Origin of the sequence: Psychrobacter sp. GP33, from assembly GCF_014119005.1 — a bacterium.
GTDB lineage: Bacteria > Pseudomonadota > Gammaproteobacteria > Pseudomonadales > Moraxellaceae > Psychrobacter.
The window spans coordinates 1-25,350 of the sequence record NZ_JACGYX010000005.1 but is presented as its reverse complement, the minus strand read 5'-3'; the positions used below and the strand labels follow the sequence as shown (position 1 = coordinate 25,350).

The window sequence follows — 25,350 nt, the reverse complement described above, 5'->3', positions numbered from 1 at the left end:
GATGTAAACGTAATAATCAGCTGTAATAAACCATAAAAAACCCCGCTCGATGCACATATTGAGCGGGGTTTTTACAAGCAGTAAAGATATACAACTTTAGTAACAGCATTTATAGCTAATAGCAGTCTCTAATTGGTTTTTTCCTGAATCAACTCTTTCATACTATCTTTGCTACCTTTTTCGTTGTTCACATTTTTATTATTCGATGCTGAAGGCTGAGGAGGCGTTGCCACTACTGGTGGCTTTTTATTGTCTTGCTCAGATTTCCTGGATTGTTCATCTTTTTTAGTATTTGATGAATTATCAGTATCAGGGATGACCGTACGCTCTTCATTCACATTAAAAGTTTCTGAGGTATTTGGAGATTGGCGAATGCTATCGACCCTACTACTATTATTAGCGCTTTGATCACGATTACCATTCTCAGACCCCTCTGTATTTCTCTCTCTTTTAGGCGCTTGTGGTTTTGGACGTACAGGCACTTCACGCTGGGTCGGTCTTAGTTTTACCGCTCGGGTACGCTTAGTACTCAAGTCTTTAATGGGCAAAGGACGCTCGTAGTTATCGATAATGCCAACATAACGATTAATCTCTTCTGGCAGCACACGCACATCAGCAGGCAGCCCAAAATCAATTAACTTTGCCGCCCCAACCGCTTCTTGCGGACTGCCCATTAATCCATAAATCAGCATATAGCGCAGTTGCTTGTCTTCATCACGGTAGCGGAAATAGGAGAACTTTTCTCGGTCTTCGCGACCTTCCAGGTAGCTAACAATAACGTCATTTTCACCGACATTCATCACTTGCACCGTCCACTTGCCTTTATTGGCCAGCAGATAACGCTTGTCTTTAAATTCATCCGGATAGTTGCGCAAATCACGTACCGTTTCTTCAAAATTAATCGGCTGCACGTCAGTGTCTAGCTCATGTAATGCTTCAACGGTCAACGGCTGCTTGAGCTCTGTAATCAAAGGCTCAGGTGCGGCAATCGGAGCATTTTCTATGCGAGCACCAACAGCTGGCGTCTGGCTAAACATCCAAACCAGCGCAGTGGCGACACCGAGCAGCAAGGTCATGAGCAACCAAATAAGGGCTTGGCGGCGGTATGACTTGCTCGCGGGACGAGGCGTCGTGCTCGGTGCTGCCATGGGGGTATCCTTGATAAAATAGGGTTAAACGTACTAATAAAAACGGTAAAAACTAATAAAACAGCAATAATTTATGACAAGTTATGAATAATGAGCTATCAACAATAACATCATTAATCAAGCCGGCTGTACCAAGACTTCAGTCAACAGCTGCGCATCAAAATCTGCCGTTAATACTGCGTTACCCAGTGATTTTAACAAAATCAGACGGATTTGTCCTTGTTTCACTTTTTTATCATGTCCCATTAAGCGTAATGCGGTCTCAACGGCAATGGGAGGCGCAATAATAGGCAGTTTTGCTAACGTTAAAATGCGCTTAACACGAGCAACATCTTCAGCACTTAACCAGCCAAGCTTTTCTGATAGCTCAGCTGCTTGTACCATACCTGCTGCGACCGCTTCGCCATGTAGCCAATTACCATAGCCTTCATGGGTTTCAATGACGTGCCCAAAGGTATGCCCGAAGTTTAATATGGCGCGAATACCAGATTCACGTTCATCTTGAGCAACAATATCAGCTTTGTACTGACAACAGCGTTTTACCGCCTCGCCAAGTACTGCCAAATCTAGCGCCAGCATCGCTGCCATATTTTGCTCAAGCCACGCTAAAAAATCCACATCCATAATCAATGCGTATTTGATAACTTCGGCGATTCCTGCTGATAATTCACGCGCCGGCAAGGTCTGTAATGTGGTCATATCTGCTAAGACCATTTGCGGTTGCCAAAAAGCGCCAATCATATTTTTACCTTGCGGATGATTGATGCCCGTTTTGCCACCAACACTGGAGTCGACTTGCGACAATAGCGTGGTCGGAATTTGGATAAAATTTACGCCGCGCATAAAGCTTGCCGCTGCAAAACCGGTCATATCACCCACCACACCGCCACCAAGTGCAATCAAAGTCACATCACGGTTAAAATGCTCAGCCATTAGCGCGTCATAAATCTGATTGATACTGGCTTGATTTTTATACTGCTCACCATCAGCCAATACACAAACTGCAACCTTAAACTGCTCGGCAAGCTCAGCTTGTAGCGGCTGCAAATATAAAGGCGCAATTGTCTCATTGGTCACAATCAACACTTGCTGTCCATGGATATAAGGCACAACTTGTGACGCCATACTGTCACCCGTTAAGTGACCAGATTGGCGAATGACAATGGGATAATCATGGCTTTGCGTCTGTACGGTTAAACCATTAAAAGAGGACGACGTTGCCATTAAAAGCTCCTTAATAGGCAGTAAGCGTATAAGCGTAAATGTTATTTTTCTTCCGTGAATTCGGTATTATCTGGTTCGTCTAGTGACGCATTTATGAATGCATTTGGTAATTCGTCTGGCGCAATCGGTTTTGCTGCTCGTACAAAAGCAGTCAGCTGCTGCAGCAATTGATACACCATATGGCGCGGATACGTATGACCGGTGGGCATAATAATATGCGCCACTTGTCGATAAAGAGGGTCACGAACCCGATATAGGTCGTGTAGGATTTTCCTGGGATTGGGCTGCTGTAATAACGGACGCGACTTGTCTTTAGATGTACGTGCCATCTGTACATCAACAGGCGCATTGAGATAAATAACAATGCCGCGCTCATGTAAAAACTTACGGTTTTCAGCGCTCATCACTGCACCGCCGCCAGTTGCCAGCACAATATTGTTTTCCTGAGTCAGCTCATCTATCGCCCGAGTTTCACGCTCACGAAAGCCCATCTCCCCTTCTTTGGCAAAAATCCAAGGAATATCAGCGCCCGTCTGTGACTCTACATGCCAGTCACTGTCAACAAACTCGCGCCCAAGCTGCTTAGCAAGCAGGCGTCCAATCGTCGTCTTCCCTGCGCCCATTGGTCCAACCAAGAACACCGATGGCAATTCCTCCAACATAACACTCACTCAAATAAATTCCACTATCATACAACGTCATCGATATTCTGGCTAGTAATGACAACGTTTATTCGCAGGAAAATAGACTACCAACGTTATTAAGCACCCATAAATTTTGGGGAATAAAAAAGCAAGCCATTCAGCTTGCTTTTTATAGGGTAATAATAAGACAAAATGAGGATGAAAAATGATTAATTTAAACGACTGATACCATCATTGATTAGTTTTGGAGTCACAAAAATCAGTAATTCTTGTTTATCATTATTGCGCATAGTACGGCGGAACGCTTGTCCGACATAAGGTAAGTCGCCTAAGAACGGCACTTTTTCTACCCCATTACTGGTACGGTTTCTAAAGATACCGCCCAGTACGATGGTTTGACCATCTTCAACAATCACGTTGGTTGAAATTGAATCTTCAGAGATTGCCACCTGACCATTAATAATGGTTGGCGTACCGTTGGTAATATTCAGCTGCAAGCCGATTTTACCGTCTGGAGTAATGTTTGGTGTTGCCTCTAAACTCAATGCCGCTTCTTTAAAGCTGGTAGAGGTTGCACCACTTGCCGCTGCTTCTTGATATGGAATTTGCGTGCCCGATGAGACCTTTGCCGTTTGCTTATCAGTGGTTAAAATCTTTGGCGTCGAGATGACTTCACCCCGATTGTCCGCTTGGAGTGCCGATAATTCAAGATCAAGCATCACATCTGACATACTGAGTAAACCAAAGGCAATACGTCCGGCAGGATTGGCAACGCCCAAATCGACGTTTAAGTTATCCGGACGGCTGATATCGTACTTCGGATAAGTGACCGTTTGCCCATTAATAGTAGTGGACTCAATGGTAAAGTTTTTCAAATCATTAATGGTTTGATTGCTACCGCCGACTAATAAAGAGCGATTGTTTGCCGCACCATTGGATAAAATCCCCCAACGTACACCAATCTCTTTACTAAAGGTATCAGAAGCACTAACAATACGCGCCTCAATCATCACTTGGCGGACAGGAATATCAATTTTACTGATCAGCTTATGAATATTTTCAATACTGCGTGGCACATCTTTAATAATTAAAGTATTGGTACGATCATCGACGGTTACCGTACCGCGATTGGATAGCAGTGTATTATTATCATCAGCACGATTGCTGGTTGTGCCACTTGAATTACTGCCTGAGCCGCCACTGCCTTGCGAGATAAGCGTTAGCACATCCGCCGCTTTGGCATAACTTAAGCGAATATATTCGGTACGTAGTGGCTCATAAGCCTCTACTGCCAACTGCGCTTCAAGCTCTTGCGCTTCTTGAGCAGAAAGCTCAGCAGTCGGTGCGACCAAGATCACGTTACCATTTTCGCGCTTAGCTAGATTTTTACTTTTTAAAATAATATCTAACGCTTGATCCCAAGGCACATTAATCAGGCGCAAGGTGATATTTCCAGCAACGGAGTCACTAGCAACGATATTCATGTCCGTAAACTGCGCTAAGATATCCAGAACTGTACGAATCTCAACATCTTGGAATTCCATCGAGAGCGCTTCACCGGTATAAACTTTTTCTTCTAGGGTTGGCTCACGGAGCAGTTCAGGTTTACGGATACCGATGTTCAGCTGGTTGCCTGATTGAAACGCTTGATACTCATAATCGGCATTCAGATTAATAGTTATGACGCCATTTTGACCTTGATTGCTGGTATCAATACTGTTCACCAAGCCGCTATTCACATTTAGGCGGCGCAGTAAGTTTCTAGGCACTGTGCTGCCCGTCAAACGAACAATGAGCTTATTGCCTTGGCGCTGAACATCTACAGGAATGGCTTCATTTGCCAATGCGATACTGACATTGCCACCACCATCAACGCCTGCAGCAAAATTTAATGCCGTCAAGCCATCATAGCTGTATTGACGACTGACTTGTGATGAGGCAAGCCTTGGATCTAGTAAAGGGTTGACTCGTACCACCATGGTATCGGCTGGAGTAGGTTTTTTGACTGTCGTCGTACCTGTGACGATAGGGGCGACCGCAACGCTATTAGTCTCAATGATGGGAGTGACAATTGCTGTCGTCGTTAAGTTGTCTTTATCCGTGACGTAGATATCGGGCGTAACCACCACATTAGGTACGGTAACGCTATTTTGGCTAGTGACAATTGGGGTAACGATCGGGGTCACAACTGAAGTTACGACTGGCGTTGCTATCGGGGTCACTTGAGGTACAGTAGCAGAGCGAACGATTCTCTTATTGGCCGTCGGGCGGTTTGGCTCCGATAAAGTCAATAATAAATCATTGCCACTGATAGCCGTGGTATAACTGCCCTCTTGTTTTAGCCCAACGATAAGGCGCGTGGTGCTGTCACTATTGAGAGCCGTAATTTCTTTTACCATACCGACATTATAGTCGGTGGCGCGGGTACTCAGACCGTTTTGTACCTTATCAAAATCCAATACCAAACGGCTGGGGTCGGCAAGCTGGTAGGCAGTGGGCAATACAGGCGCGGCTGAAAACCCTAAGCGTAATTGGGTAACAGCGGGAGCGGTTTGAATTACGGACACGTTATTAATGCGCGAGTCTGCGTAGGCATTGCTGCTAATGGCAACCATACTGGCGGCCAGAGCCGGTAATGTAAAGGTAGAAGCAGAGATCGCAAATGTGGCTGAGATGCAATCACGCATCGTCAGTTTTTTCCTAGTATTTGCCATCTTATTCGTGCGTACTGTCATTACTTATTCCTCAAAAATTCTGCCAACTTAGCTAATAGGAGAAACCAGCGACTGCGGTCTTTCAATAAACCCAGCGCGGCTGTCTGGCACAATTTCAATCAAATTAATCTGAGTTGGCGTGATTTCAACGATACGACCATCATTCAAACCAAGATAGTCACCTACTTGCACACTGGCGACTGAACCATCAGGACGTTGTACCAACGCATATTGCTTACCTTCCGGCGATATCACTTGACCACGGAATGTCAACTGCGCAATTTCATACTGCTCAAGCGGGTCTTTAGTACGATTAATGTCCGGACGAACACCCTCAAAAGAAGCTTCAGGTGCTTGGACACTGACCAAACTGGGCGGTAAAAAAGGACTGCGCAAAAGGCTGGCACTATAAACAAAATCTTCTATCAATTTTGCCTGCGGTGGCATCTCAATTGGTTGCGCCGGCTCATTGCGAATATCGTACATTGCCTGCTCTGCTATGCCGATGCGATCATTACAACCGGTCAACCATAATGCAGAAACACTTAGCATCAACACCGCTGGCAGTTTGGTAATTATAAGTGAAGAAATACGCATTAGTTACCCCCTGCGCTATCATCATTGACTGAAGGAGCACCCTCTTCAACAGCCGTACTTTCAGCCGTGATTTCTTTTGAACGATACGTTTTGGCTTGGAGAATTAAATTTAGTTCTGGCAGCTTATCTAATGTTGGCTGCGGATTAGTCACTTCAAAATCATGCATGGTAAAAATACGCGGCAAGGCGGCAAGACCACTGATAAAGCTCCCAAATTGATGATACTCACCCAAGGCAGCAATACGAATGGGCTGTTCAATAAAGAACTCTTGCTCAATCTCCGGCTCAACTGAGATATCCTGAAAGCGAATATTACTGCCAACGCCGGTCATATTGATACCTTCTAACAGCTCTGATACTCGAGTCTCTTTGGGCAGCTGATCGAGCAGAGTGGTGAACTCTGTTTCCATTTGCATTACTTGAGTTTTATAGGCATTAAGATGGCGGGCTTTGGATTCTTTTTCGCGATAAGTGGTCAGTAGGGTTTGTTGTTCACTTTCAGCCGCGGCAATTTCATCCAGCTTACTGCTGATTGGCAGTGCCCAAGATAAAGCAGCTATCAATGCCACAATGAAAAATAGCACGGTCACTTTAACCGACACCGGCCAGCTGCCATAGTTTTCAGTATCTAATGACTCAAAACTACGACGAAACTCATTAAAATTAAAGGATTTTTTAGGCGTTGCTATTTTTTTCTTTTTTAGTAAAATCTTTTTGCGGATAAGTTTCATGACCCTTCTCCAGACTCAGGCGTAGGTGCGGGTAATGCCCCAGCCGCATCGGTCACTGTCTTATCCGTGTCTAGTTGCACTTGAGTGGTGATTTCGAATTGAACATAACTGTCTTCTGGGTACACTGGGCGTGGCTGCTCTCCCGTTGTCACTGTTGTACTCAGTGTCGGCGCTGCCTCATAAGCGGTAATGTTTTGCTGAATATTTCGCACCGCTGAATTACCCATCCACTCACTGTTGTCTAAACTACGAATTAAGCTAGATACCACATTTGGATTATCTGCAAATCCAATCAAAGTGATTAAATCCCCTTCGCGCTTTAAACTAGTTAAATATAAGGCAGGCGGAATGGCATTAGCGATATCATCCCATAACCGTACAGGCACTGGACGACGACCTTGCAAATCCTGAATCACCTGCATGCGTGCTATGATATCTTCACGGCGTTGCTCTAAGGTATCAATTTCTGTTAACGCAGCATCTAATCGACTATTCTCTTGCTCGATAAGGGCATTAGCATCTAGCTGTTCATCGAGCTGATTACTAAAATAACTCCATGTCGCAAATGCTGCTAATAACGCAAGTAAAGTAGTTGCGATTACTATAGCCATGAATTCTTTATTACGGCGTTCACGTTCTTCTTGCCGCCAAGGCAGTAGGTTAATACGAGCCATTAATCAAAGCTCCTTAAAGCCAAACCACAAGCTGCAATTAAGCTTGGGGCATCAATTGCCAACTGCTCATTGTTGATATAAGGATCAATGGTCATATTAATAAACGGATTGGCTACGGTAACCGGCACTCGCAATTTCTGCTGAACCAGCCCTGCAAGACCGGGAATAGAACTACTACCACCGGCAAGCACGACATGATCAATACTGTCATAAGGACTGGATGAAAAATAAAATTGTAATGAGCGGGTAATTTGCTGAATCGCACTTTCCATAAAAGGGATTAATATCTCTGGGTAATAATCATCTGGTAAAGTGTGCTCGCGCTTATTTATAGTTGCTTCTTCAAAAGACAATCCATAACGGTTTTGAATCGCTTCAGTCAGCTGTATACCGCCAAAAAGTTGTTCGCGACTGTAGATAAACTCACCATTTCTAGCAATATACAGCGTCGTTTGATGATGACCAATATCAACCAGCGCAACTAATTCTGGCAGACTGCTTAAGTTATCAACCATCAATCCAAAGGCGCGCTCAACCGCATGCGACTCAATATCCATTACCTTAGTTTTTAGTCCACCAAAGGTCAGTGCATCAACACGCTGATCAACATTCTCTGAGCGTGAAGCGGCAAGTAGAACCTGCACTAGGTTTTCATCTAGTAACGAAGGACCTAAGACCTCAAAATCAAGATTGACGTCTTCTAGAGGATAAGGAATATACTGCTCAGCATCTAAGCGAATTTGAGCCTCACGCTCAACGTCGGTCAATAGCATGTCCATATCAATAATTTTAGTAATCACGGCTGTACCCGAGACTGCAGTAGCAGCATCATAGCCATTAACATGACAACGACGCGCCACTCTAGCAATAGCATCGCCAATCGCTTCTGCATCTACAATCAGTTTATCCACTACTGCCCCTAACGGTAAGCTTTCGATACCATAGGACTTTAAGTGAAACATTCCTTGTTGACGTTGTATATCAACTATTTTTACTGAGGTGGCGCAGATATCTACCCCAACTAAATGTCGACTTCTTGGAGAAAATATCCTCACAACCTCTATCCTTTATATTGATGACATACTGTAGTAACAATTTGCAACATTATATAAATATAATATATTACTCAACACGCTTAATCCCTGATTTAAAAATGTTATATATAGAAATTACACTTTTAGTATCAACTGCTTGTTTTGTTCAAGGTATAATATACCATTTGTTGCAAATTTTAACCGATAAGTCTAATTATGACCAAAAACATTGTTACCGCTCGTCTGGTTCACTTCTTAGTGGGGCTATTTATTGCCTTTTTGGCGTTGGCAGTGATATTAGCTCTTGCTGTACCCATTGGTTTTTATGGCATGGCGATGTATTTATCGCCAACACTTCCTAGTATTCAAGAGATTAAAACAGCAAGTCTAGAGATGCCCTTACAGATTTACAGTAGTGATAATAAGCTAATTGGCCAATATGGCAACCGTTTATCGCTTCCTGTTACCTTTGAGCAAATTCCTGAAGACCTTACTCATGCATTTTTGGCGGCTGAAGACGCCTCTTTCTTCCAGCATAGTGGTATCAGTATTAAAGGTCTTGGTCGTGCCGTAACAGAGGTCGTAACAGAAGACGAAGGGCAAACTGGCGGCTCTACTATCACCATGCAGGTTGCAAAAAACTACTTTTTAAGCTCTGAGCGTACATTAAATCGCAAGCTCACTGAGCTGTTTGTCGCCCGAAAAATGGAAGATGAGCTGAGTAAGAATGAAATTTTAACATTATATGTTAATAAAATTTATTTGGGTGAAGGGGCGTACGGTATTCGCGCTGCCGCTAAAAAATACTACAGTAAATCGCTAGATAGACTGACTATTGCTGAAATGGCAATGCTCGCAGGCTTGCCCAAAGCGCCTTCTAAATATAATCCTGTTGCCAATCCAAGTCGCGCTTTAATACGGCGTAATTGGATTATTGGACGAATGCATGAGTTGGGCTACATCAGTCAAGCTCAGCATGATGCTGCTATTCGCGCGCCTATTGGTCTGAATCTTTATAAAGAAAAGCTTGATGTTAATATGCCCTATTTGGCAGAAATGACGCGCTACGCTTTAGTGAATCGTTATGGTGAGCAAGTTGTTAATGGTGGCTGGCGTGTTAGGTTGACGGTCGATAGCAAAGCTCAGATCGACGCTGAAACTGCGGTGCTAAAAGGTCTGTTAGCGTATGATCATCGTCATGGCTGGCGCGGCGCAGAAGCCAATGATGAACCATTAGAAAAGTTCCGACCTTATGGCAACATGATTCCTGCCAAAGTCACCAAAGTCAGTTCACGCAGCTTTGAAGCGACCATACCGTCTGGTGAAAATGTCACAGTGCAATGGTCAGGCATGAGCTGGGCGCGCAAGCATTTTTCAGCCGACCGTATTGGTAATTACCCGGGTAATGCGGCGCAGATTGTTAGTAAAAATGACATTATACGTTTAGTCAAAACCGAGAACGGCAACTGGAAATTGGCGCAAGTACCCCATGTACAGGGTAGCCTGGTATCCTTAAATCCTGATAATGGCGCAGTTAGAGCCTTAGTCGGTGGCTTTGATTTTAATCATAGTAAATTCAACCGCGCACTTCAAGGATGGCGGCAACCGGGTTCTACCATTAAGCCACTGGTCTATACAGCAGCATTAGAAAAAGGCTATCGACCCGACAGTATTGTTTCTGACCGACCCATTCAAGTAGGCGACTGGAAACCTAAAAACTCCGATGGACGTTTTCTTGGAGACATCTCTTTACGACGTGGTTTGTATTTATCGCGCAACCTGGTCTCCATTCGTCTTCTACAAGCCATTGGTATTTCAGATACCTTGAGTTTACTTGATCAATTTGGTTTGGATAAAGAAAAGCTGCCTACGACCCTATCCTTAGCACTTGGCGCAGGACAAGCAACGCCTTTACAAATGGCAACTGCTTATTCTACTTTTGCTAACGGCGGACATCGCATTCAGCCCTATTTTATTGAACAAATTTACAATTACGATAATAAGCTATTGTTCCAAGCCAATCCTCAGCAAGCCTGTGCGGTATGCTTTAATGAACAAGTAGGCGAGCTTAATAAAAAGCTGCTTGAAGCACAGAGTAAACCCGCTAACGACGATAAAAAATCTAAAGATAAAGATAAAAAAGATAAAATCTCTAGCACAGATAAAGTGAAGCAAGAAGACCAAGATAAAGCCGAATATCTTAAAGCATTAACACTGAGCACTTACAATGCCAGTCCAGCTGCCGATCGCCTACAAGCGCCTGTTGTTCAGTATGTACATGCCACCCAAGCGCCTCGTATTTTAAAACCTCGTGTCGCCTATGAAATGGCAGATATTTTACGTGATGTGGTTCAGCACGGTACAGCGGTAAGGGCACGAGCGTTAGGGCGCAGTGATATTGCCGGTAAAACAGGAACAACCAACGAAGCTAAAGATGCTTGGTTTGCTGGATTTCACCCTACCAATGCTACTATCGTATGGATGGGTTTTGATCAGCCAGAAACTTTAGGTCGCCGTGAATATGGCGGTGTCGCTGCCTTACCAGTTTGGATGGATTTTATGGGTGCGCAACTAAAAGGCGTTCCTCATCAATGGGTATCAATTAATAATCGCTCAAAATCAAAAAAGCAAAAAAACCGTATTATTGAGATGACCGATGATGGTATTGTTACTAGCGAAGAAGACACTGATATGGAAACTGGAGATAGCGTGAAACCGGTTACACCGAAAAAACAGCAGCGTAAGCAGCCAGAACCTGAGTTAGTGTTAGGCGACAACTTTGAAGGTATTGATAATAAACGATTGGCATCGCCTACGCGTAATAAAGACAATAGCAATCAAGGTCAAGTGCCATTAAAAGTAATGCCGACTGACCGTATGCCAGCACTTGCTGAATAAATCGTAAAACACTAATTTTTTAACCTATTTTATGCTATAGAAAATTATTGATGAAGAATCCTGCTCAGTGTTCACTGAACAGGATTTTTTATTGCGTCTTTAACAATTATCCAATCGCTATAAACACCAGAGCAACTGTTAGTTTTCATCATTATCTCTTTTTATCAACGACGTTTCTATAAACTTAACAATTTAATAATCATTAATGATAGCTCGCGTTAAAAAATTACATGCTCTAGACCTTAGTATAAATTAGATTACAATTTAGAGATTCAATTGAATAAAAGAATTAGTCATTAGACTATTTACCGACACTGCCATTACTATCAGGTACGAAAAAGCCAGCAACATGGCTGGCTTTTTAACTAGCATTAAAAATTTCTATAGCAACTTGTCAATAATTTTATTACCCTTATTCAGACGGTGTACTTTGGCTAAGCTCTTGAGCAAATGCCTCATCAAAGCTAGTAAAGTCTTTGCTGTCACTACTTGCAGTCGTCATATCAAATGCTGAGTTGATATCTAAATCCAGTAGTTTCTGTTCCGCTTTTTCTTTACGGGCTTTGTGATAAGCCAGACCAGTACCTGCCGGAATGAGACGTCCTACAACCACGTTTTCTTTCAGACCACGTAATTCATCCACCTTGCCCATCACTGCAGCAGCGGTTAGTACACGTGTGGTTTCTTGGAATGATGCCGCTGAAATAAAGCTTTCAGTTGCCAAGCTGGCTTTGGTGATACCTAACAGCTGACGTTCAAACTGGACTGGGAATTTATCTTCGCCAGTTAGTTTTTCATTCAGTGCTTTGATATCAGCATATTCAACCTGATCGCCTTTAAAGTGGTTTGAATCACCGCTATCGGTAATCTCAACTTTACGCAGCATCTGACGAATGATAACTTCGATGTGCTTATCGTTGATTTTTACGCCCTGCAAGCGATATACGTCTTGAACTTCGTTGACAATATAGTCAGCAAGTGCGGTTTGACCTTTTAGGCGTAAGATATCATGTGGATTTTGTGGACCATCCGCAATAACCTCACCACGTGCTACAGTTTCGTTTTCAAACACGTTGATTTGACGCCATTTTGGAATCAACTCTTCATGAATCTCGCCATCTTCATTGGTAATAATAAAGCGATTCTTACCTTTAGTTTCTTTACCAAAGCTCACGACACCTGTCATCTCAGCCATAATGGCATGATCTTTTGGACGGCGTGCTTCAAATAAGTCGGCTACACGTGGTAGACCACCGGTAATATCTTTGGTACCTGATGATGCTTGTGGTACACGACCTAGAATCGAACCTGCGGCTACTTCTTCACCATCGCCAACGCGAATAATGGTTTCAGCAGGTAAGAAGTAAACCACTTCTTTACCAGCATCAGTATTCAAGATAATGGCAGGACGTAAGTCTTTTGCCGAGCTTGAACGATCTCGTGTGGCAAGAATTTCAAACGAGCTCATACCAGTCGCGTCATCAACTTTCACAGTTGCTGTTAGACCATCAGTGATATCACTAAAGCGGGCTTTACCAGCAAATTCTGTAATAATTGGATGCGTGTGCGGATCCCATTTTGCGATGGTTTGGCCACCTTCAACTTGATCGCCATTTTTCACGAGCACGCTTGAACCATAAGGGACTTTATAGCGCTCACGTTCACGACCAAGATCATCAGTCAATGCAATTTCAGCCGAACGCGATACGATAACCAAGTGACCATCAATGTGTTCAACAGTTTTCATATTTTCAAAATGTGCCTGACCAGCATTACGCACAGAGATGCTATTGTCCACAGACGCCGAGCTTGCTGCCCCACCCACGTGGAAGGTACGCATGGTTAACTGAGTACCTGGCTCACCAATTGACTGAGCTGCCATAACACCAACAGATTCGCCAATATTGACTTTATGACCACGTGCCAAGTCACGACCATAACATTGAGCACATACACCATGTGCTACATTACAGGTAATAACTGAACGCACCCAAATGTCATCGATCGCGTTAGCGTCAAGGGTATCAACCCAATGCTCATCAATCAATGTACCGGCTGGAATCAATACTTTTTCAGCATTGTCGTTATAAGTCACATCGCGTGAGGTTACACGACCAAGTACAAGATCACCAAGCTTCTCAATGATTTCGCCACCTTGAATGTGCGGCGTCATAAGCAAACCAACATCTGTACCACAGTCATCAGTAGTAATCACTAAATCCTGCGCCACATCAACCAAACGACGGGTCAAATAACCTGAGTTAGCGGTTTTCAATGCGGTATCGGCTAGACCTTTACGCGCACCATGCGTTGAAATAAAGTACTGAAGTACGGTCAAACCTTCACGGAAGTTGGCTTTAATCGGGGTCTCAATAATTGAGCCATCCGGTTTAGCCATCAAGCCACGCATACCTGCAAGCTGACGAATCTGCGCCGCACTACCACGAGCACCAGAATCTGACATGATGAAGATAGAGTTGAATGATTTCTGCTCTTCTTCCTCACCTTGCGCATTAATAACTTTATCTGTTGCCAAGTTATCCATCATCGCTTTTGCGACTTTGTCATTGGTACGTGACCAGATATCAACCACTTTATTATAGCGCTCACCAGCCGTCACAAAGCCTTGCTCGAACTGATCTTCAATTTCGCGTACTTCAGCTTCGGCTACTTCGATGATTTGTTTTTTCAATGGCGGAATGACCATGTCATCCAAACCAATTGATACACCAGATAGCGTTGCTTGGGCAAAACCAAGATACATCAATTGGTCAGCAAACATAACGCTGTCTTTCACGCCCATCTTACGATAGCAAGAGTTAATTAGACGCGAGATATTTTTCTTAGTCATCTCTTGGTTGCACTCATCAAACGCCATACCATCAGGCATGATGTTCCAAATCAATAAACGACCAGCGACGGTATCTTTGATACTCGTCTCTTTAGTATGATTGCCTTCGTCATCAATATGCGTTTCAGTCACACGTACTTTAATCTTCGCATTCACATGTAAGTCGTTAGAACCAATTGCACGTAAAGCTTCATTAACGGTGGCAAAAATCATGCCCTCGCCTTTAGCATTCACTGATGAGCGACTGATATAATATAAACCCAACACCACGTCTTGTGACGGTACAATGATCGGCTCACCATTTGCAGGCGATAAAATATTGTTAGTCGACATCATTAGCGCACGTGACTCAAGCTGTGCCTCTAAGGTCAATGGCACGTGTACTGCCATTTGGTCACCGTCAAAGTCGGCGTTAAACGCAGTACATACCAATGGATGCAGCTGAATCGCTTTACCTTCAATAAGTACTGGTTCAAATGCTTGTAGACCCAAACGGTGAAGCGTCGGCGCACGGTTAAGGAGTACTGGATGCTCACGGATAACCATGGCCAGCATATCCCACACTTGTGGCTCTTCACGCTCTACCATTTTTTTGGCAGCTTTAATCGTCGTCGCTAAGCCATGAGACAATAATTTGTTATAAGTAAACGGTTTAAATAACTCAAGTGCCATTTTCTTCGGTAAACCACACTGATGTAGACGTAAGGTTGGACCTACAACGATCACCGAACGACCAGAATAGTCAACACGTTTACCAAGCAAATTCTGACGGAAACGACCTTGTTTACCTTTGATCATATCAGCCAAAGATTTCAATGGACGCTTGTTACTACCAGTAATCGCACGACCGCGACGACCGTTGTCTAACAACGCATCTACTGATTCTTGCAACATACGTTTTTCGTTACGTACGATGATATCAGGAGCGCTTAGCTCAAGCAGACGCTTTAGACGGTTATTACGGTTAATCACCCGGCGATATAAATCGTTTAGATCTGATGTCGCAAAACGACCACCTTCTAGTGGTACGAGCGGACGCAAATCTGGTGGTAATACTGGCAAGATGGTCATTACCATCCATTCAGGTTTATTATTAGAATCGCGGAACGCTTCTAATAATTTAAGACGCTTAGACATTTTCTTAAGCTTCGTCTCAGAACCGGTTTGCGGAATCGCTTCACGCAAATCATCAATTTCGATGTCTAAGTCGATATCTTTTAATAAATCTTGAATCGCCTCTGCGCCCATCTTGGCAACGAACTCATCACCAAATTCTTCCAAGGCTTTAAAATAATCTTCATCATCAAGCAGTTGGTACTTCTCTAAAGAAGTCAGACCCGGCTCGGTAACGATATAGCTTTCAAAATATAAGACGCGTTCGATATCACGAAGCGTCATGTCTAATAATAAACCGATGCGGCTTGGTAATGATTTTAAGAACCAAATATGCGCAACAGGGCTAGCTAGGTCAATATGACCCATACGGTCACGGCGTACTTTAGCTGTGGTGACTTCAACGCCACATTTTTCACAGATAACGCCTTGGAACTTACGACGCTTATATTTGCCACACAGACATTCAAAATCCTTTACTGGACCAAAAATTTTGGCACAAAAAAGACCATCGCGCTCAGGTTTAAAGGTACGGTAGTTAATGGTTTCAGGTTTTTTAACTTCACCATGCGACCATGACTTAATAACGTCAGGCGATGCCAAAGTAATTTGGATACTATCAAACTCATGATTACCATTGCTGGTAGGGCTTTGCATGATATCGAGTAAATCTTTCAAGTTGCTTCTCCGTTATCTCTATAATCCTATAATAGCGTGCTAAGCATGATGCTAGTATAGAAATGAAGGCAATGAATAGGGTTAAGATAAGTCACTAAAAGCAGCAGCAATAGCTACTACTTTTAGGAGGACAACTGCGTCTCATAAAGTTATTAATATATTTTATGAAGTTTAGTTGCTTTGTTTTAACTCAATATTAATACCCAATGATTTGATTTCTTTGGTCAGTACATTAAACGATTCAGGCATGCCTGGATCCATATACTGTTCACCATCGACGATGTTTTTATACATACGGGTACGTCCTTCAACGTCATCCGATTTCACCGTTAACATTTCTTGCAAGGTATAAGTAGCACCGTACGCTTCTAGTGCCCACACTTCCATCTCACCAAAGCGCTGACCACCGAACTGAGCTTTACCACCTAGTGGCTGTTGGGTCACTAGCGAGTACGAACCGGTTGAACGCGCATGCATTTTGTCATCAACCAAATGGTTCAATTTCAGCATATACATGTAACCAACCGTAACTTTACGGTCAAATTTCTGACCTGTACGACCGTCATATAACGTTTGCTGACCATCTCTTGACAAACCTGCAAGCTCAAGCAAGTCTTTCACTTGATGCTCATGGGCACCATCAAATACTGGCGTACCCATTGGCACACCTGCACGCAAGTTATTGGCAAGTGCCATGATGTCATCATCTGATAAGCTATCAAGATCGACTTGTTCGCCACCAACTTTGTTATAAATTTGGTCTAAGAAATCACGTAAATCTTTCATCGCTGCTTGTGCTTTGAGCATGCCGTCAATCTTTTCGCCCAAGCCTTTTGAAGCCATACCTAAATGGGTCTCGAGTACCTGACCGATGTTCATACGCGATGGTACGCCCAGTGGATTTAGGACGATATCAACAGTGTTACCATGTTCATCATACGGCATATCTTCAACGGGCATAATGCGCGATACTACACCCTTGTTACCATGACGACCGGCCATTTTATCACCAGGCTGGATACGACGCTTAACCGCTAGATAAACCTTAACGATTTTTTGCACGCCATGTTGCAAGTCATCGCCAGCAGTCAATTTGCGTTTTTTCTCAGCAAACTTGCTATCAATGTCTTTTTGCTTATCAACCAAATATTCTGCAATCTGGGTCAAGCGTTCAGAGATCTCTTCTTCAACAGGCTGAATATCAAGTAACGTCTCGAGGCTCATCTCTTTCATGTCAGCAGCAGCCATAACCGTACCGGCTTTTAGACCAGAACCACCGCTTACTTTTTGACCATCTAACAAGCTTGCGATACGACCACGAGCCGCTTCTTCAAAGATACGTAGCTCTTCTTTTAAATCTTTACGATAGCTATCAAGCTGTGATTTTTCAATCGCTCTTGCACGCGCATCTTTCTCAACACCATCACGTGTAAAGACTTGTACGTCAATAACCGTACCTTTACTTGATGTTGGAACACGCAGTGAGGTGTCTTTAACATCAGCCGCTTTTTCACCAAAGATAGCCCGCAGTAGTTTCTCTTCTGGCGTCAGTTGCGTCTCACCTTTTGGCGTGACTTTACCAACTAAGATATCACCAGCATCCACTTCTGCACCGATATAAACGATACCAGCTTCATCAAGGCTTGATAATGCTGCTTCGCCAACGTTTGGAATATCGGCAGTGATTTCTTCCGTACCCAATTTGGTGTCACGCGCCACACAAGTTAATTCTTGAATATGGATAGTGGTAAAGCGATCTTCTTTTACGACTTTTTCAGATAACAAAATAGAATCTTCAAAGTTGTAACCGTTCCACGGCATAAAGGCAATACGGATATTCTGACCCAATGCCAACTCACCAAGATCCGTTGAAGGACCATCAGCTAAGATATCGCCTGAAGCAATTTCGTCGCCTTGGTTAACGATAATACGTTGATTGATACAAGTATTTTGGTTAGAACGTGTGTATTTAACTAAGTTATAGATATCAATACCAGCTTCGCCAGCAATCATCTCATCTTCATTCACACGAACCACAACACGTGAGGCATCAACGTCTTCAATCACGCCGCCACGCTTAGCTATCACACAAACACCTGAGTCACGAGCAACGTGACGCTCCATACCTGTACCCACTAACGGCTTATCAGCACGTAGCGTAGGAACTGCCTGACGTTGCATGTTCGAGCCCATCAAGGCACGGTTAGCATCATCATGCTCTAGGAATGGAATCAAACCGGCGGCTACTGATACAACCTGACTTGGCGACACATCCATATGCGTCACTTTTTCTGGTGGCATACGAACAAATTCACCATAGCTACGGACACTGACCATCTCATCAGATAACGCGCCATCGGCGGTCACTGGAGAATCAGCCTGTGCAATAACAGTACCTACTTCTTCAATTGCTGATAGATACTCGATAACATCAGTTACTTTACCATCTACCACACGGCGATACGGCGTTTCTAAGAAGCCAAAGCTGTTGGTTTTAGCAAAGGTCGCTAATGAGTTAATCAAACCAATGTTTGGACCTTCAGGAGTTTCAATCGGACACACACGACCATAATGGGTATCATGTACGTCACGTACTTCAAAGCCTGCACGTTCACGAGTCAGACCACCGGGTCCTAATGCAGATACACGGCGTTTATGCGTGACTTCAGACAATGGATTATTCTGATCCATAAACTGGGACAACTGGCTTGAGCCAAAAAATTCTTTAACCGCAGCCGCAACAGGTTTTGAGTTAATCAAATCTTGTGGCGATAGGTTATCAGATTCTGCTGAGCTTAAACGCTCTTTAACCGCACGTTCAACACGTACTAGACCAACACGGAATTGGTTTTCTGCCATCTCGCCTACTGAGCGAATACGGCGGTTACCCAAATGGTCAATATCATCGACTTCGCCGCGACCGTTACGGATTTCAATTAGCTCTTTTAACACATTGACAATATCAACATTGGTCAATACGCTACGCTCGCGCTGAATATCAGGATCATCAGTGTTATCGAACTCTAAACCTAAGCGGCGGTTAAACTTCATACGACCAACGTTCGATAAATCGTAGCGATCCGCATTAAAGAACATGCTATCGAATAATTTTTCAGCGGTTTCAATCGTTGGTGGCTCACCTGGACGCATCACTTTGTAGATCTCAACTAACGCTTCTTCACGAGTTGAGGTACTATCAGCACGTAGCGTATCAGCAATATAACTGCCTTGATCGATATCATTGGTGAATAGAATACTAAATTCTTTAATCGATTCACTGGCTTCGAATGCACTTAATTTAACCAATAATTCATGGTCAATTAGCGTATTAGCACGAGCGATCACTTCATCATTAACGATGATATCTTCAGCTAAAATACGCTCATATAAGTATTCATCAGGAATCGAGATTTTCGTCATGCCTGCTTCTTCAAGCTGGCGAATACGACGTGCGTTAATACGCTTGCCTTGCTCAACGACAACGGTACCATCTGGTGTAATGATATCAAATTGCGCCATTTCACCGCGCAAACGATCAGCAACTAGATCAATCTCAAATTGCTCTTCGCCTTTATAAACGGCTACTTTTTCAAAGAACAAATCTAAAATCTCGCCAGTACTTAAACCCAACGCACGCAAAATGATAGAAGCAAGTAATTTACGACGACGGTCAATACGCGCGAATACCAAATCTTTAGCATCAAATTCAAAGTCTAACCACGAACCACGGTAAGGAATAATACGCGCGTTATAGAGCACTTTACCACTTGAATGCGACTTACCTTTATCATGATCAAAGAATACACCAGGTGAGCGATGCAACTGAGAAACGATAACTCGCTCAGTACCATTAATAATAAAAGTACCGTTCGCGGTCATCAGTGGCATTTCGCCCATGTAAACGCTTTGCTCACGGATATCTTTAATAGCCGCTTTGCTGTCTTTATCTTTACTATCTTTATCTTTAATAATCAAACGGATTTTAACGCGCATTGGAGCTGCAAACGTCGAACCACGTAAGATACATTCGCGCTCATCAAATTCAGGCGTACCTAAATGATACTCAACGAACTGTAACTCTGCATTGCCAGAGTGACTTTCGATTGGAAAAATAGAAGAATATGCTGCTTGCAGACCAGTATTCTCACGAGCTTTTGGCTTTTTGTGCTCTTGCAAAAATTGCTCATAGGAATCTACTTGAATGGACAATAAATAAGGAATGTCCATTACAGTAGGCAATTCAGCAAAACTTTTGCGAATACGCTTTTTTTCAGTATAAGAATATGCCATCGAGAGTCCTTACAGTAAACGTGGAAACAAATTAAAGCGTAACCAGTTTGCATCAATATTTTGCAAACATGGCAACGTAAACGATAATAAAAAATAGGGTGTCATATTAAGTACGGAATATTTGCTAAATTCAATCTTGTAGCAAGCATTCCGTACTTAACAAGGATAAATTAGCTGACATCAATTATTAATAGCTAATAAAAATGAATGTCGTCGACAATAATTACTGTCTATAAGCTCATTTACTGACAGTAAAACATGTTAAAATATTTATAAGTCATTATTACAACAGCTATCAATTTTAAAATATAGAAAAAAGAGAGTGTCATTAGAAAAGAGAACAGACACAAAAAATCGCCAAATATCTAAGGACATTTAGCTTATCTTAACTGCTCATAAAAACTAGCGTGCGTGCGTGCATATATATCGTGTGTCCTTTTGATGGGTATCCACCGTGTTTTTGCTTACGACTGTTGGCAGACACAAAAGGTCAAGCTACGAATTATAATAAAAAAAAGCTGGTAATGCAAGGCATCACCAGCTTTTTTTGTACAGCATTGAACTTATTTTAGTTCAACAGTTGCACCAGCTTCTTCAAGTTTCTTCTTCAACTCTTCAGCTTCAGCTTTGTTAACGCCTTCTTTGATTGGAGCTGGAGCGCTTTCAACCAAATCTTTCGCTTCTTTTAAGCCAAGACCAGTCGCTTCACGTACAGCTTTGATCACGCCAACTTTTTTCTCGCCAAAGCTAGCTAGAACAACGTCAAACTCGTCTTTTTCTTCAGCAGCAGCAGCAGCAGGGCCGGCGGCAGGTGCAGCAGCAGCAACAGCAGCTGTTACGCCGAATTTTTCTTCCATAGCGCTGATTAATTCAACGATATCCATTACTGACATTTCAGCGATTGCGTTTAACACGTCATCTTTAGATAGTGCCATGAGAACTCTCCGTTATCTGATAAAATTTAATTGATTTTAATATCGCTTGGATTGCTTGCCACATTTTAAAATAGGGATGGCAATATAGTGCAATCGGCGATGTCAAAGTTACGTTAAAACAAGCAATTATGCCGCTTCTTTTGCGTCTTTGATTGCTGCTACCGTGCGAACAAACTTGCCAGGAACTGCGTTCATAGTTTGGACAAGCTTGGTTACTGGTGCATTCATAGTAGCCATTAAGATAGAAAGTGCTTCGTCGCGAGTTGGTAGCTTCGATACGCGCTCTAGCTCTTCTGGACCATAAACAACACCACCAACTGATACCAATTTGGTCTCAAGGGCTTTGTGATCTTTGCTGAAGTCAAAAATGACTCGAGCGGCAGATCCCAAATCTTCCATAGAGAAAGCCAAAAGTAATGGACCAGTCATACGGTCTGACATGCTCTCAAACTTAGTGCCTTCAAACGCGCGTTTTGCTAGGGTATTTTTTACCACTTTTAAAACGACGCCTTTTTCACGGGCTTGTGCACGCAGCTTGGTAAGCTTTGCAACACCAATACCATGATATTCGGCAGCTACTGCTGAGTAAGCATTAGCAGCAACTTCAGACACTTCAGCCACAACTTGTTGTTTTTGCTCTAGCGTTAATGCCATAAGTTGACTCCTTTAATCTTACCAATCCGCTCATAGTTTAAGTTTGCAATACTTTAAGTATGCATAGCTCAAACAACTTGCTAAGACTGACTTGATACGACACGTTATCAGCAGCTTTATAAAATTCAAGCATACTAACAACGACTGATTACGGCACCGTTATCAGAATGACATCAAGTGATAGGTTACCCTATCCGCTCTTATCAACAACTGGGTGGGTCACCGTCTGCGTAGGCCAACTAAGATTTTCATCTGTCGTCGATTAACAACAGCAGCTTGTTAAGGTTAAGAGTAAGCTAACACTTATTCTTTAGCCGTTATAAACCGCTTTTTACCTACGGTCTTAGACAGCGTAGCGTGTGCTACGCTGACCTAATATTTAAAATTGGAGTTTATTTATTATCTAGTCTCAAACTAAAGGATGTGATAATAAATAAGAATTTTTAGTACTAATCTTATTTGTTAAGACGATGCGGTACTGGATCAATAGCAAGACCTGGACCCATAGTGCTAGACAAAGTGATACGTTTGATGTAAACACCTTTAGACGTAGCAGGTTTAGCGCGACGTAGGTCGGCTAATAAAGCTTGGGCATTTTCCATAACTTGTTCAGCGGTAAAACCGACTTGACCAACTGTAGTATGGATGATACCAGCTTTATCAACACGGTACTGTGCTTGACCAGCTTTCGCATTGGCAACAGCTTCAGCAACGTTTGGCGTTACCGTACCGACTTTCGGGTTAGGCATTAGACCACGTGGACCTAAGATAGTACCTAATTGACCAACAACGCGCATGGCGTCAGGAGCAGCAATAACGATATCGAAGTCCATGTTGCCCGCTTTGATTGATTCAGCTAGGTCTTCAAAACCAACGATGTCAGCACCCGCTTCTTTAGCGGCTTCAGCAGCAGCGCCTTGAGCAAATACAGCAACGCGTTTGGTTTTACCAGTACCCGCAGGTAAGTTTGTTGCGCCACGTACGACTTGATCAGATTTACGTGGGTCAACGCCCAAGTTTACTGCGATATCGATAGACTCTTTGAATTTAAGAGGTGGCAAATCGTTTAGGATTTGAACCGCTTCTTCAATTGTGTATTGTTTTTCGTGCTCAATACGGCTATTGATTTCTTTTTGACGTTTGGTTAGCTTAGACATTATACACCCTCCACGGTAATACCCATTGAACGGGCGGTACCAGCAACGGTACGAACAGCAGCATCAAGATCAGATGCTGTTAAGTCTGCATCTTTAGTCTTAACAATGTCTTCAAGTTGTGCACGAGTAACCGTGCCGACTTTAGCGGTATTCGGTGTGCCTGAACCTTTAGCAATGCCAGCAGCTTTACGCAATAAGTACGCAGCTGGTGGAGACTTCATGATGAAGGTGAAAGATTTATCACTGTATACCGTGATCTCAGTTGGGATCGGTAGACCCGGCTCTTGACCTGAGGTTGCAGCGTTAAATTCTTTACAGAAAGCCATGATGTTCACGCCTTTTTGACCCAATGCTGGACCAATCGGTGGTGAAGGATTTGCTTTACCTGCAGGGACTTGCAGTTTGATGTAACCATCAATCTTCTTAGCCATGATTCTCTCCTGAATGGGTCATAACGCTAAGTCAATATGCAGATGCAATTGACTAACAGCTCCCCGGTTTATAATTGTCTAGTCCAGTTTTTCAACTTTACTAAACTCAAGCTCAACCTGAGTTGGTCGATTAAATACATTTACGGTCAATTGTAACTTAGATTTTTCGTAATCCACTTTTTCAACCAACCCTTTAAAGTCAGTAAATGGACCATCAATCACTAATAACTCTTCACCCGGCTCGAATAATGTTTTCGGACGTGGCGTCGCTTCTGTTTGATTTAAGCGATTTAAAATACGGTCAGCTTCTACTGGCGTAATCGGTGCAGGCGCTTCGGCCGTACCACCAATAAAGCCCATAATACGCGGGCATTCATTAACAATGTGCCAAGTATTATCATTCATTTCCATTTGGATCAATACATAGCCTGGAAAGAACTTACGCTCACTTTTACGCTTCTTGCCGTCCTTCATTTCGACGACTTCTTCGGTGGGTACCAATACATCACCAAAAGATTCAGCAAAATCACTACGATTAATGCGCTCGATTAATGAACGTTGCACTTGTTTTTCATATCCTGAAAACGCTTGGACAATATACCAACGCATATCACGCTCCTAATCGTTATAAGTAACATCTAAGTGAATAGACACATGAGTTAATGGGTACAAAAATTACCAGCCGCAAACTAAATTCGCCCATTATATAAATAAGCGAGTAACTTAACTTGTATCTACTAGCCAATAAATAAGCCCACGAACCAATTAAAGAAGTTGTCTAATAACCAGATAAAGAATCCAACAATGGCAATCACAACAATCACTTGCCATGTATATTGAAACGTTTCATCTTTACTTGGCCATGTGACACGGCGCAATTCCACCGCAGCATCTTTCAATAAGGTCTTGAACGCACGACCTTGATGAGTCAGCGCTAAACATACTAATGCAAATACAAAAAGTGCGACAATAATGCTAATCCGTATCCAAACCTCATTGGCAGGTTGCCAATAGCCTGGTAAATACTGATTAACCAATGTCGCACCGATTAACACTATGATTGCTAATAACCATAGCACAATATCTTTTGTTGAACTTGTTTTCGCCACTTCCACAGCAGACGTATTGGTCGCTGATATGTGGTTATTTTTAGTCAGTAACCCACCATTAGCCGCCTTGGCATCAGATAACGTAGTGTCGAGGTTATCTTGATTGTTGCTCATAAAGGACTCGCTTTAGAGATGATGGGATACTACAAAGATATACTAAAAGATGGCAGGCGATGTAGGACTCGAACCTACAACCCTCGGTTTTGGAGACCGATGCTCTACCAATTGAGCCAATCGCCTAGGGGTGTTAAGGCTGCTAATTATACAAGATTTTAATTAGAATGCAAGTTATAAGCACATATTTTATAAGATAAATCTAATAAGTCGATTTTTAATAATGATATTGTAGCGATAAAGGTAGGAAATCTTGAACTATAAACCTGCTTTTATATATTGCTCTATGGTTATCACAGATAAATTATAAGCACTATTTACATTAACATATTTAACTTCCATTCTATCAGGCGA

At 42.9% G+C, this 25,350-nt stretch carries 17 protein-coding genes and 1 tRNA gene; 1 reads left to right on the top strand and 17 read right to left on the bottom strand.

Going from position 1 to position 25,350, the window contains the following annotated elements; translation table 11 throughout:
• Positions 1 to 128 precede the first annotated feature (128 nt).
• The 8 genes from H2245_RS07915 to H2245_RS07880 form a co-directional block, all read right to left on the bottom strand.
• Positions 129 to 1,148, bottom strand: coding sequence for a hypothetical protein (locus H2245_RS07915; RefSeq protein WP_259365141.1), 1,020 nt, complete (start codon positions 1,146 to 1,148; stop codon positions 129 to 131).
• A gap of 117 nt (positions 1,149 to 1,265) precedes the next feature.
• The gene (gene aroB / locus H2245_RS07910; RefSeq protein ID WP_182406867.1) at positions 1,266 to 2,372 is read right to left on the bottom strand and encodes a 3-dehydroquinate synthase; all 1,107 of its coding nucleotides are present in this window, start codon (positions 2,370 to 2,372) and stop codon (positions 1,266 to 1,268) included.
• Between the two features lie 41 nt (positions 2,373 to 2,413).
• Positions 2,414 to 3,034, bottom strand: a complete 621-nt coding sequence (aroK, locus tag H2245_RS07905; protein WP_182407101.1) for a shikimate kinase AroK — start codon at positions 3,032 to 3,034, stop codon at positions 2,414 to 2,416.
• A gap of 191 nt (positions 3,035 to 3,225) precedes the next feature.
• A complete protein-coding gene (gene pilQ, locus H2245_RS07900; protein ID WP_182406866.1) occupies positions 3,226 to 5,751 on the bottom strand; it encodes a type IV pilus secretin PilQ in 2,526 nt (841 codons plus the stop codon).
• A 27-nt stretch (positions 5,752 to 5,778) separates the two neighbouring features.
• Entirely contained in the window at positions 5,779 to 6,327 is a 549-nt protein-coding gene (locus tag H2245_RS07895; RefSeq protein ID WP_182406865.1) for a pilus assembly protein PilP, read from the bottom strand.
• Positions 6,327 to 7,058, bottom strand: coding sequence for a type 4a pilus biogenesis protein PilO (locus H2245_RS07890; RefSeq protein WP_182406864.1), 732 nt, complete (start codon positions 7,056 to 7,058; stop codon positions 6,327 to 6,329). The genes H2245_RS07895 and H2245_RS07890 overlap by 1 nt, the downstream gene beginning before the upstream one ends.
• Positions 7,055 to 7,732 carry a PilN domain-containing protein gene (locus H2245_RS07885; protein WP_182406863.1) on the bottom strand — a complete coding sequence of 226 codons (678 nt, stop codon included), beginning with the start codon at positions 7,730 to 7,732 and terminating at the stop codon, positions 7,055 to 7,057. Before H2245_RS07885 ends, H2245_RS07890 begins: the two co-directional genes overlap by 4 nt.
• A complete protein-coding gene (locus H2245_RS07880; RefSeq protein ID WP_182406862.1) occupies positions 7,732 to 8,787 on the bottom strand; it encodes a pilus assembly protein PilM in 1,056 nt (351 codons plus the stop codon). The genes H2245_RS07885 and H2245_RS07880 overlap by 1 nt, the downstream gene beginning before the upstream one ends.
• Positions 8,788 to 8,982: 195 nt before the next feature.
• On the opposite strand from H2245_RS07880, the gene H2245_RS07875 reads away from it, so the two are divergent.
• Positions 8,983 to 11,664, top strand: a complete 2,682-nt coding sequence (locus tag H2245_RS07875) for a penicillin-binding protein 1A (protein WP_182406861.1) — start codon at positions 8,983 to 8,985, stop codon at positions 11,662 to 11,664.
• Between the two features lie 412 nt (positions 11,665 to 12,076).
• On the opposite strand, the gene rpoC is transcribed toward H2245_RS07875, so the two are convergent.
• The 9 genes from rpoC to H2245_RS07830 form a co-directional block, all read right to left on the bottom strand.
• A complete protein-coding gene (rpoC, locus tag H2245_RS07870) occupies positions 12,077 to 16,306 on the bottom strand; it encodes a DNA-directed RNA polymerase subunit beta' (protein ID WP_182406860.1) in 4,230 nt (1,409 codons plus the stop codon).
• A gap of 171 nt (positions 16,307 to 16,477) precedes the next feature.
• The gene (rpoB, locus tag H2245_RS07865; RefSeq protein WP_182406859.1) at positions 16,478 to 20,596 is read right to left on the bottom strand and encodes a DNA-directed RNA polymerase subunit beta; all 4,119 of its coding nucleotides are present in this window, start codon (positions 20,594 to 20,596) and stop codon (positions 16,478 to 16,480) included.
• A gap of 563 nt (positions 20,597 to 21,159) precedes the next feature.
• Positions 21,160 to 21,531 carry a 50S ribosomal protein L7/L12 gene (gene rplL / locus H2245_RS07860; RefSeq protein WP_182406858.1) on the bottom strand — a complete coding sequence of 124 codons (372 nt, stop codon included), beginning with the start codon at positions 21,529 to 21,531 and terminating at the stop codon, positions 21,160 to 21,162.
• Positions 21,532 to 21,657: 126 nt separating this feature from the next.
• Positions 21,658 to 22,185, bottom strand: coding sequence for a 50S ribosomal protein L10 (gene rplJ / locus H2245_RS07855; RefSeq protein WP_182406857.1), 528 nt, complete (start codon positions 22,183 to 22,185; stop codon positions 21,658 to 21,660).
• Positions 22,186 to 22,640: 455 nt separating this feature from the next.
• Entirely contained in the window at positions 22,641 to 23,342 is a 702-nt protein-coding gene (gene rplA, locus H2245_RS07850; protein WP_182406856.1) for a 50S ribosomal protein L1, read from the bottom strand.
• Positions 23,342 to 23,773, bottom strand: coding sequence for a 50S ribosomal protein L11 (rplK, locus tag H2245_RS07845; RefSeq protein ID WP_182406855.1), 432 nt, complete (start codon positions 23,771 to 23,773; stop codon positions 23,342 to 23,344). The genes rplA and rplK overlap by 1 nt, the downstream gene beginning before the upstream one ends.
• A gap of 78 nt (positions 23,774 to 23,851) precedes the next feature.
• Positions 23,852 to 24,382: a transcription termination/antitermination protein NusG gene (gene nusG, locus H2245_RS07840; RefSeq protein WP_182406854.1), complete on the bottom strand. Its 531-nt coding sequence runs from the start codon at positions 24,380 to 24,382 to the stop codon at positions 23,852 to 23,854.
• 128 nt (positions 24,383 to 24,510) lie between these two features.
• The gene (secE, locus tag H2245_RS07835; protein ID WP_182406853.1) at positions 24,511 to 24,996 is read right to left on the bottom strand and encodes a preprotein translocase subunit SecE; all 486 of its coding nucleotides are present in this window, start codon (positions 24,994 to 24,996) and stop codon (positions 24,511 to 24,513) included.
• A 50-nt stretch (positions 24,997 to 25,046) separates the two neighbouring features.
• A tRNA-Trp gene (locus H2245_RS07830) sits at positions 25,047 to 25,122 on the bottom strand.
• Between the last annotated feature and the right edge of the window lie 228 nt (positions 25,123 to 25,350).

Coding starts and splice junctions, on each gene's coding strand:
- H2245_RS07885 (WP_182406863.1), bottom strand. CDS start 7,732: ATGGCTCGTATTAACCTACTGCCTTGGCGGCAAGAAGAACGTGAACGC.
- rplA (WP_182406856.1), bottom strand. CDS start 23,342: ATGTCTAAGCTAACCAAACGTCAAAAAGAAATCAATAGCCGTATTGAG.
- H2245_RS07915 (WP_259365141.1), bottom strand. CDS start 1,148: ATGGCAGCACCGAGCACGACGCCTCGTCCCGCGAGCAAGTCATACCGC.
- nusG (WP_182406854.1), bottom strand. CDS start 24,382: ATGCGTTGGTATATTGTCCAAGCGTTTTCAGGATATGAAAAACAAGTG.
- rpoB (WP_182406859.1), bottom strand. CDS start 20,596: ATGGCATATTCTTATACTGAAAAAAAGCGTATTCGCAAAAGTTTTGCT.
- aroB (WP_182406867.1), bottom strand. CDS start 2,372: ATGGCAACGTCGTCCTCTTTTAATGGTTTAACCGTACAGACGCAAAGC.
- aroK (WP_182407101.1), bottom strand. CDS start 3,034: ATGTTGGAGGAATTGCCATCGGTGTTCTTGGTTGGACCAATGGGCGCA.
- H2245_RS07875 (WP_182406861.1), top strand. CDS start 8,983: ATGACCAAAAACATTGTTACCGCTCGTCTGGTTCACTTCTTAGTGGGG.
- H2245_RS07895 (WP_182406865.1), bottom strand. CDS start 6,327: ATGCGTATTTCTTCACTTATAATTACCAAACTGCCAGCGGTGTTGATG.
- rplJ (WP_182406857.1), bottom strand. CDS start 22,185: ATGGCATTAACGCTAGAGCAAAAACAACAAGTTGTGGCTGAAGTGTCT.
- pilQ (WP_182406866.1), bottom strand. CDS start 5,751: ATGACAGTACGCACGAATAAGATGGCAAATACTAGGAAAAAACTGACG.
- rplK (WP_182406855.1), bottom strand. CDS start 23,773: ATGGCTAAGAAGATTGATGGTTACATCAAACTGCAAGTCCCTGCAGGT.
- rplL (WP_182406858.1), bottom strand. CDS start 21,531: ATGGCACTATCTAAAGATGACGTGTTAAACGCAATCGCTGAAATGTCA.
- secE (WP_182406853.1), bottom strand. CDS start 24,996: ATGAGCAACAATCAAGATAACCTCGACACTACGTTATCTGATGCCAAG.
- H2245_RS07890 (WP_182406864.1), bottom strand. CDS start 7,058: ATGAAACTTATCCGCAAAAAGATTTTACTAAAAAAGAAAAAAATAGCA.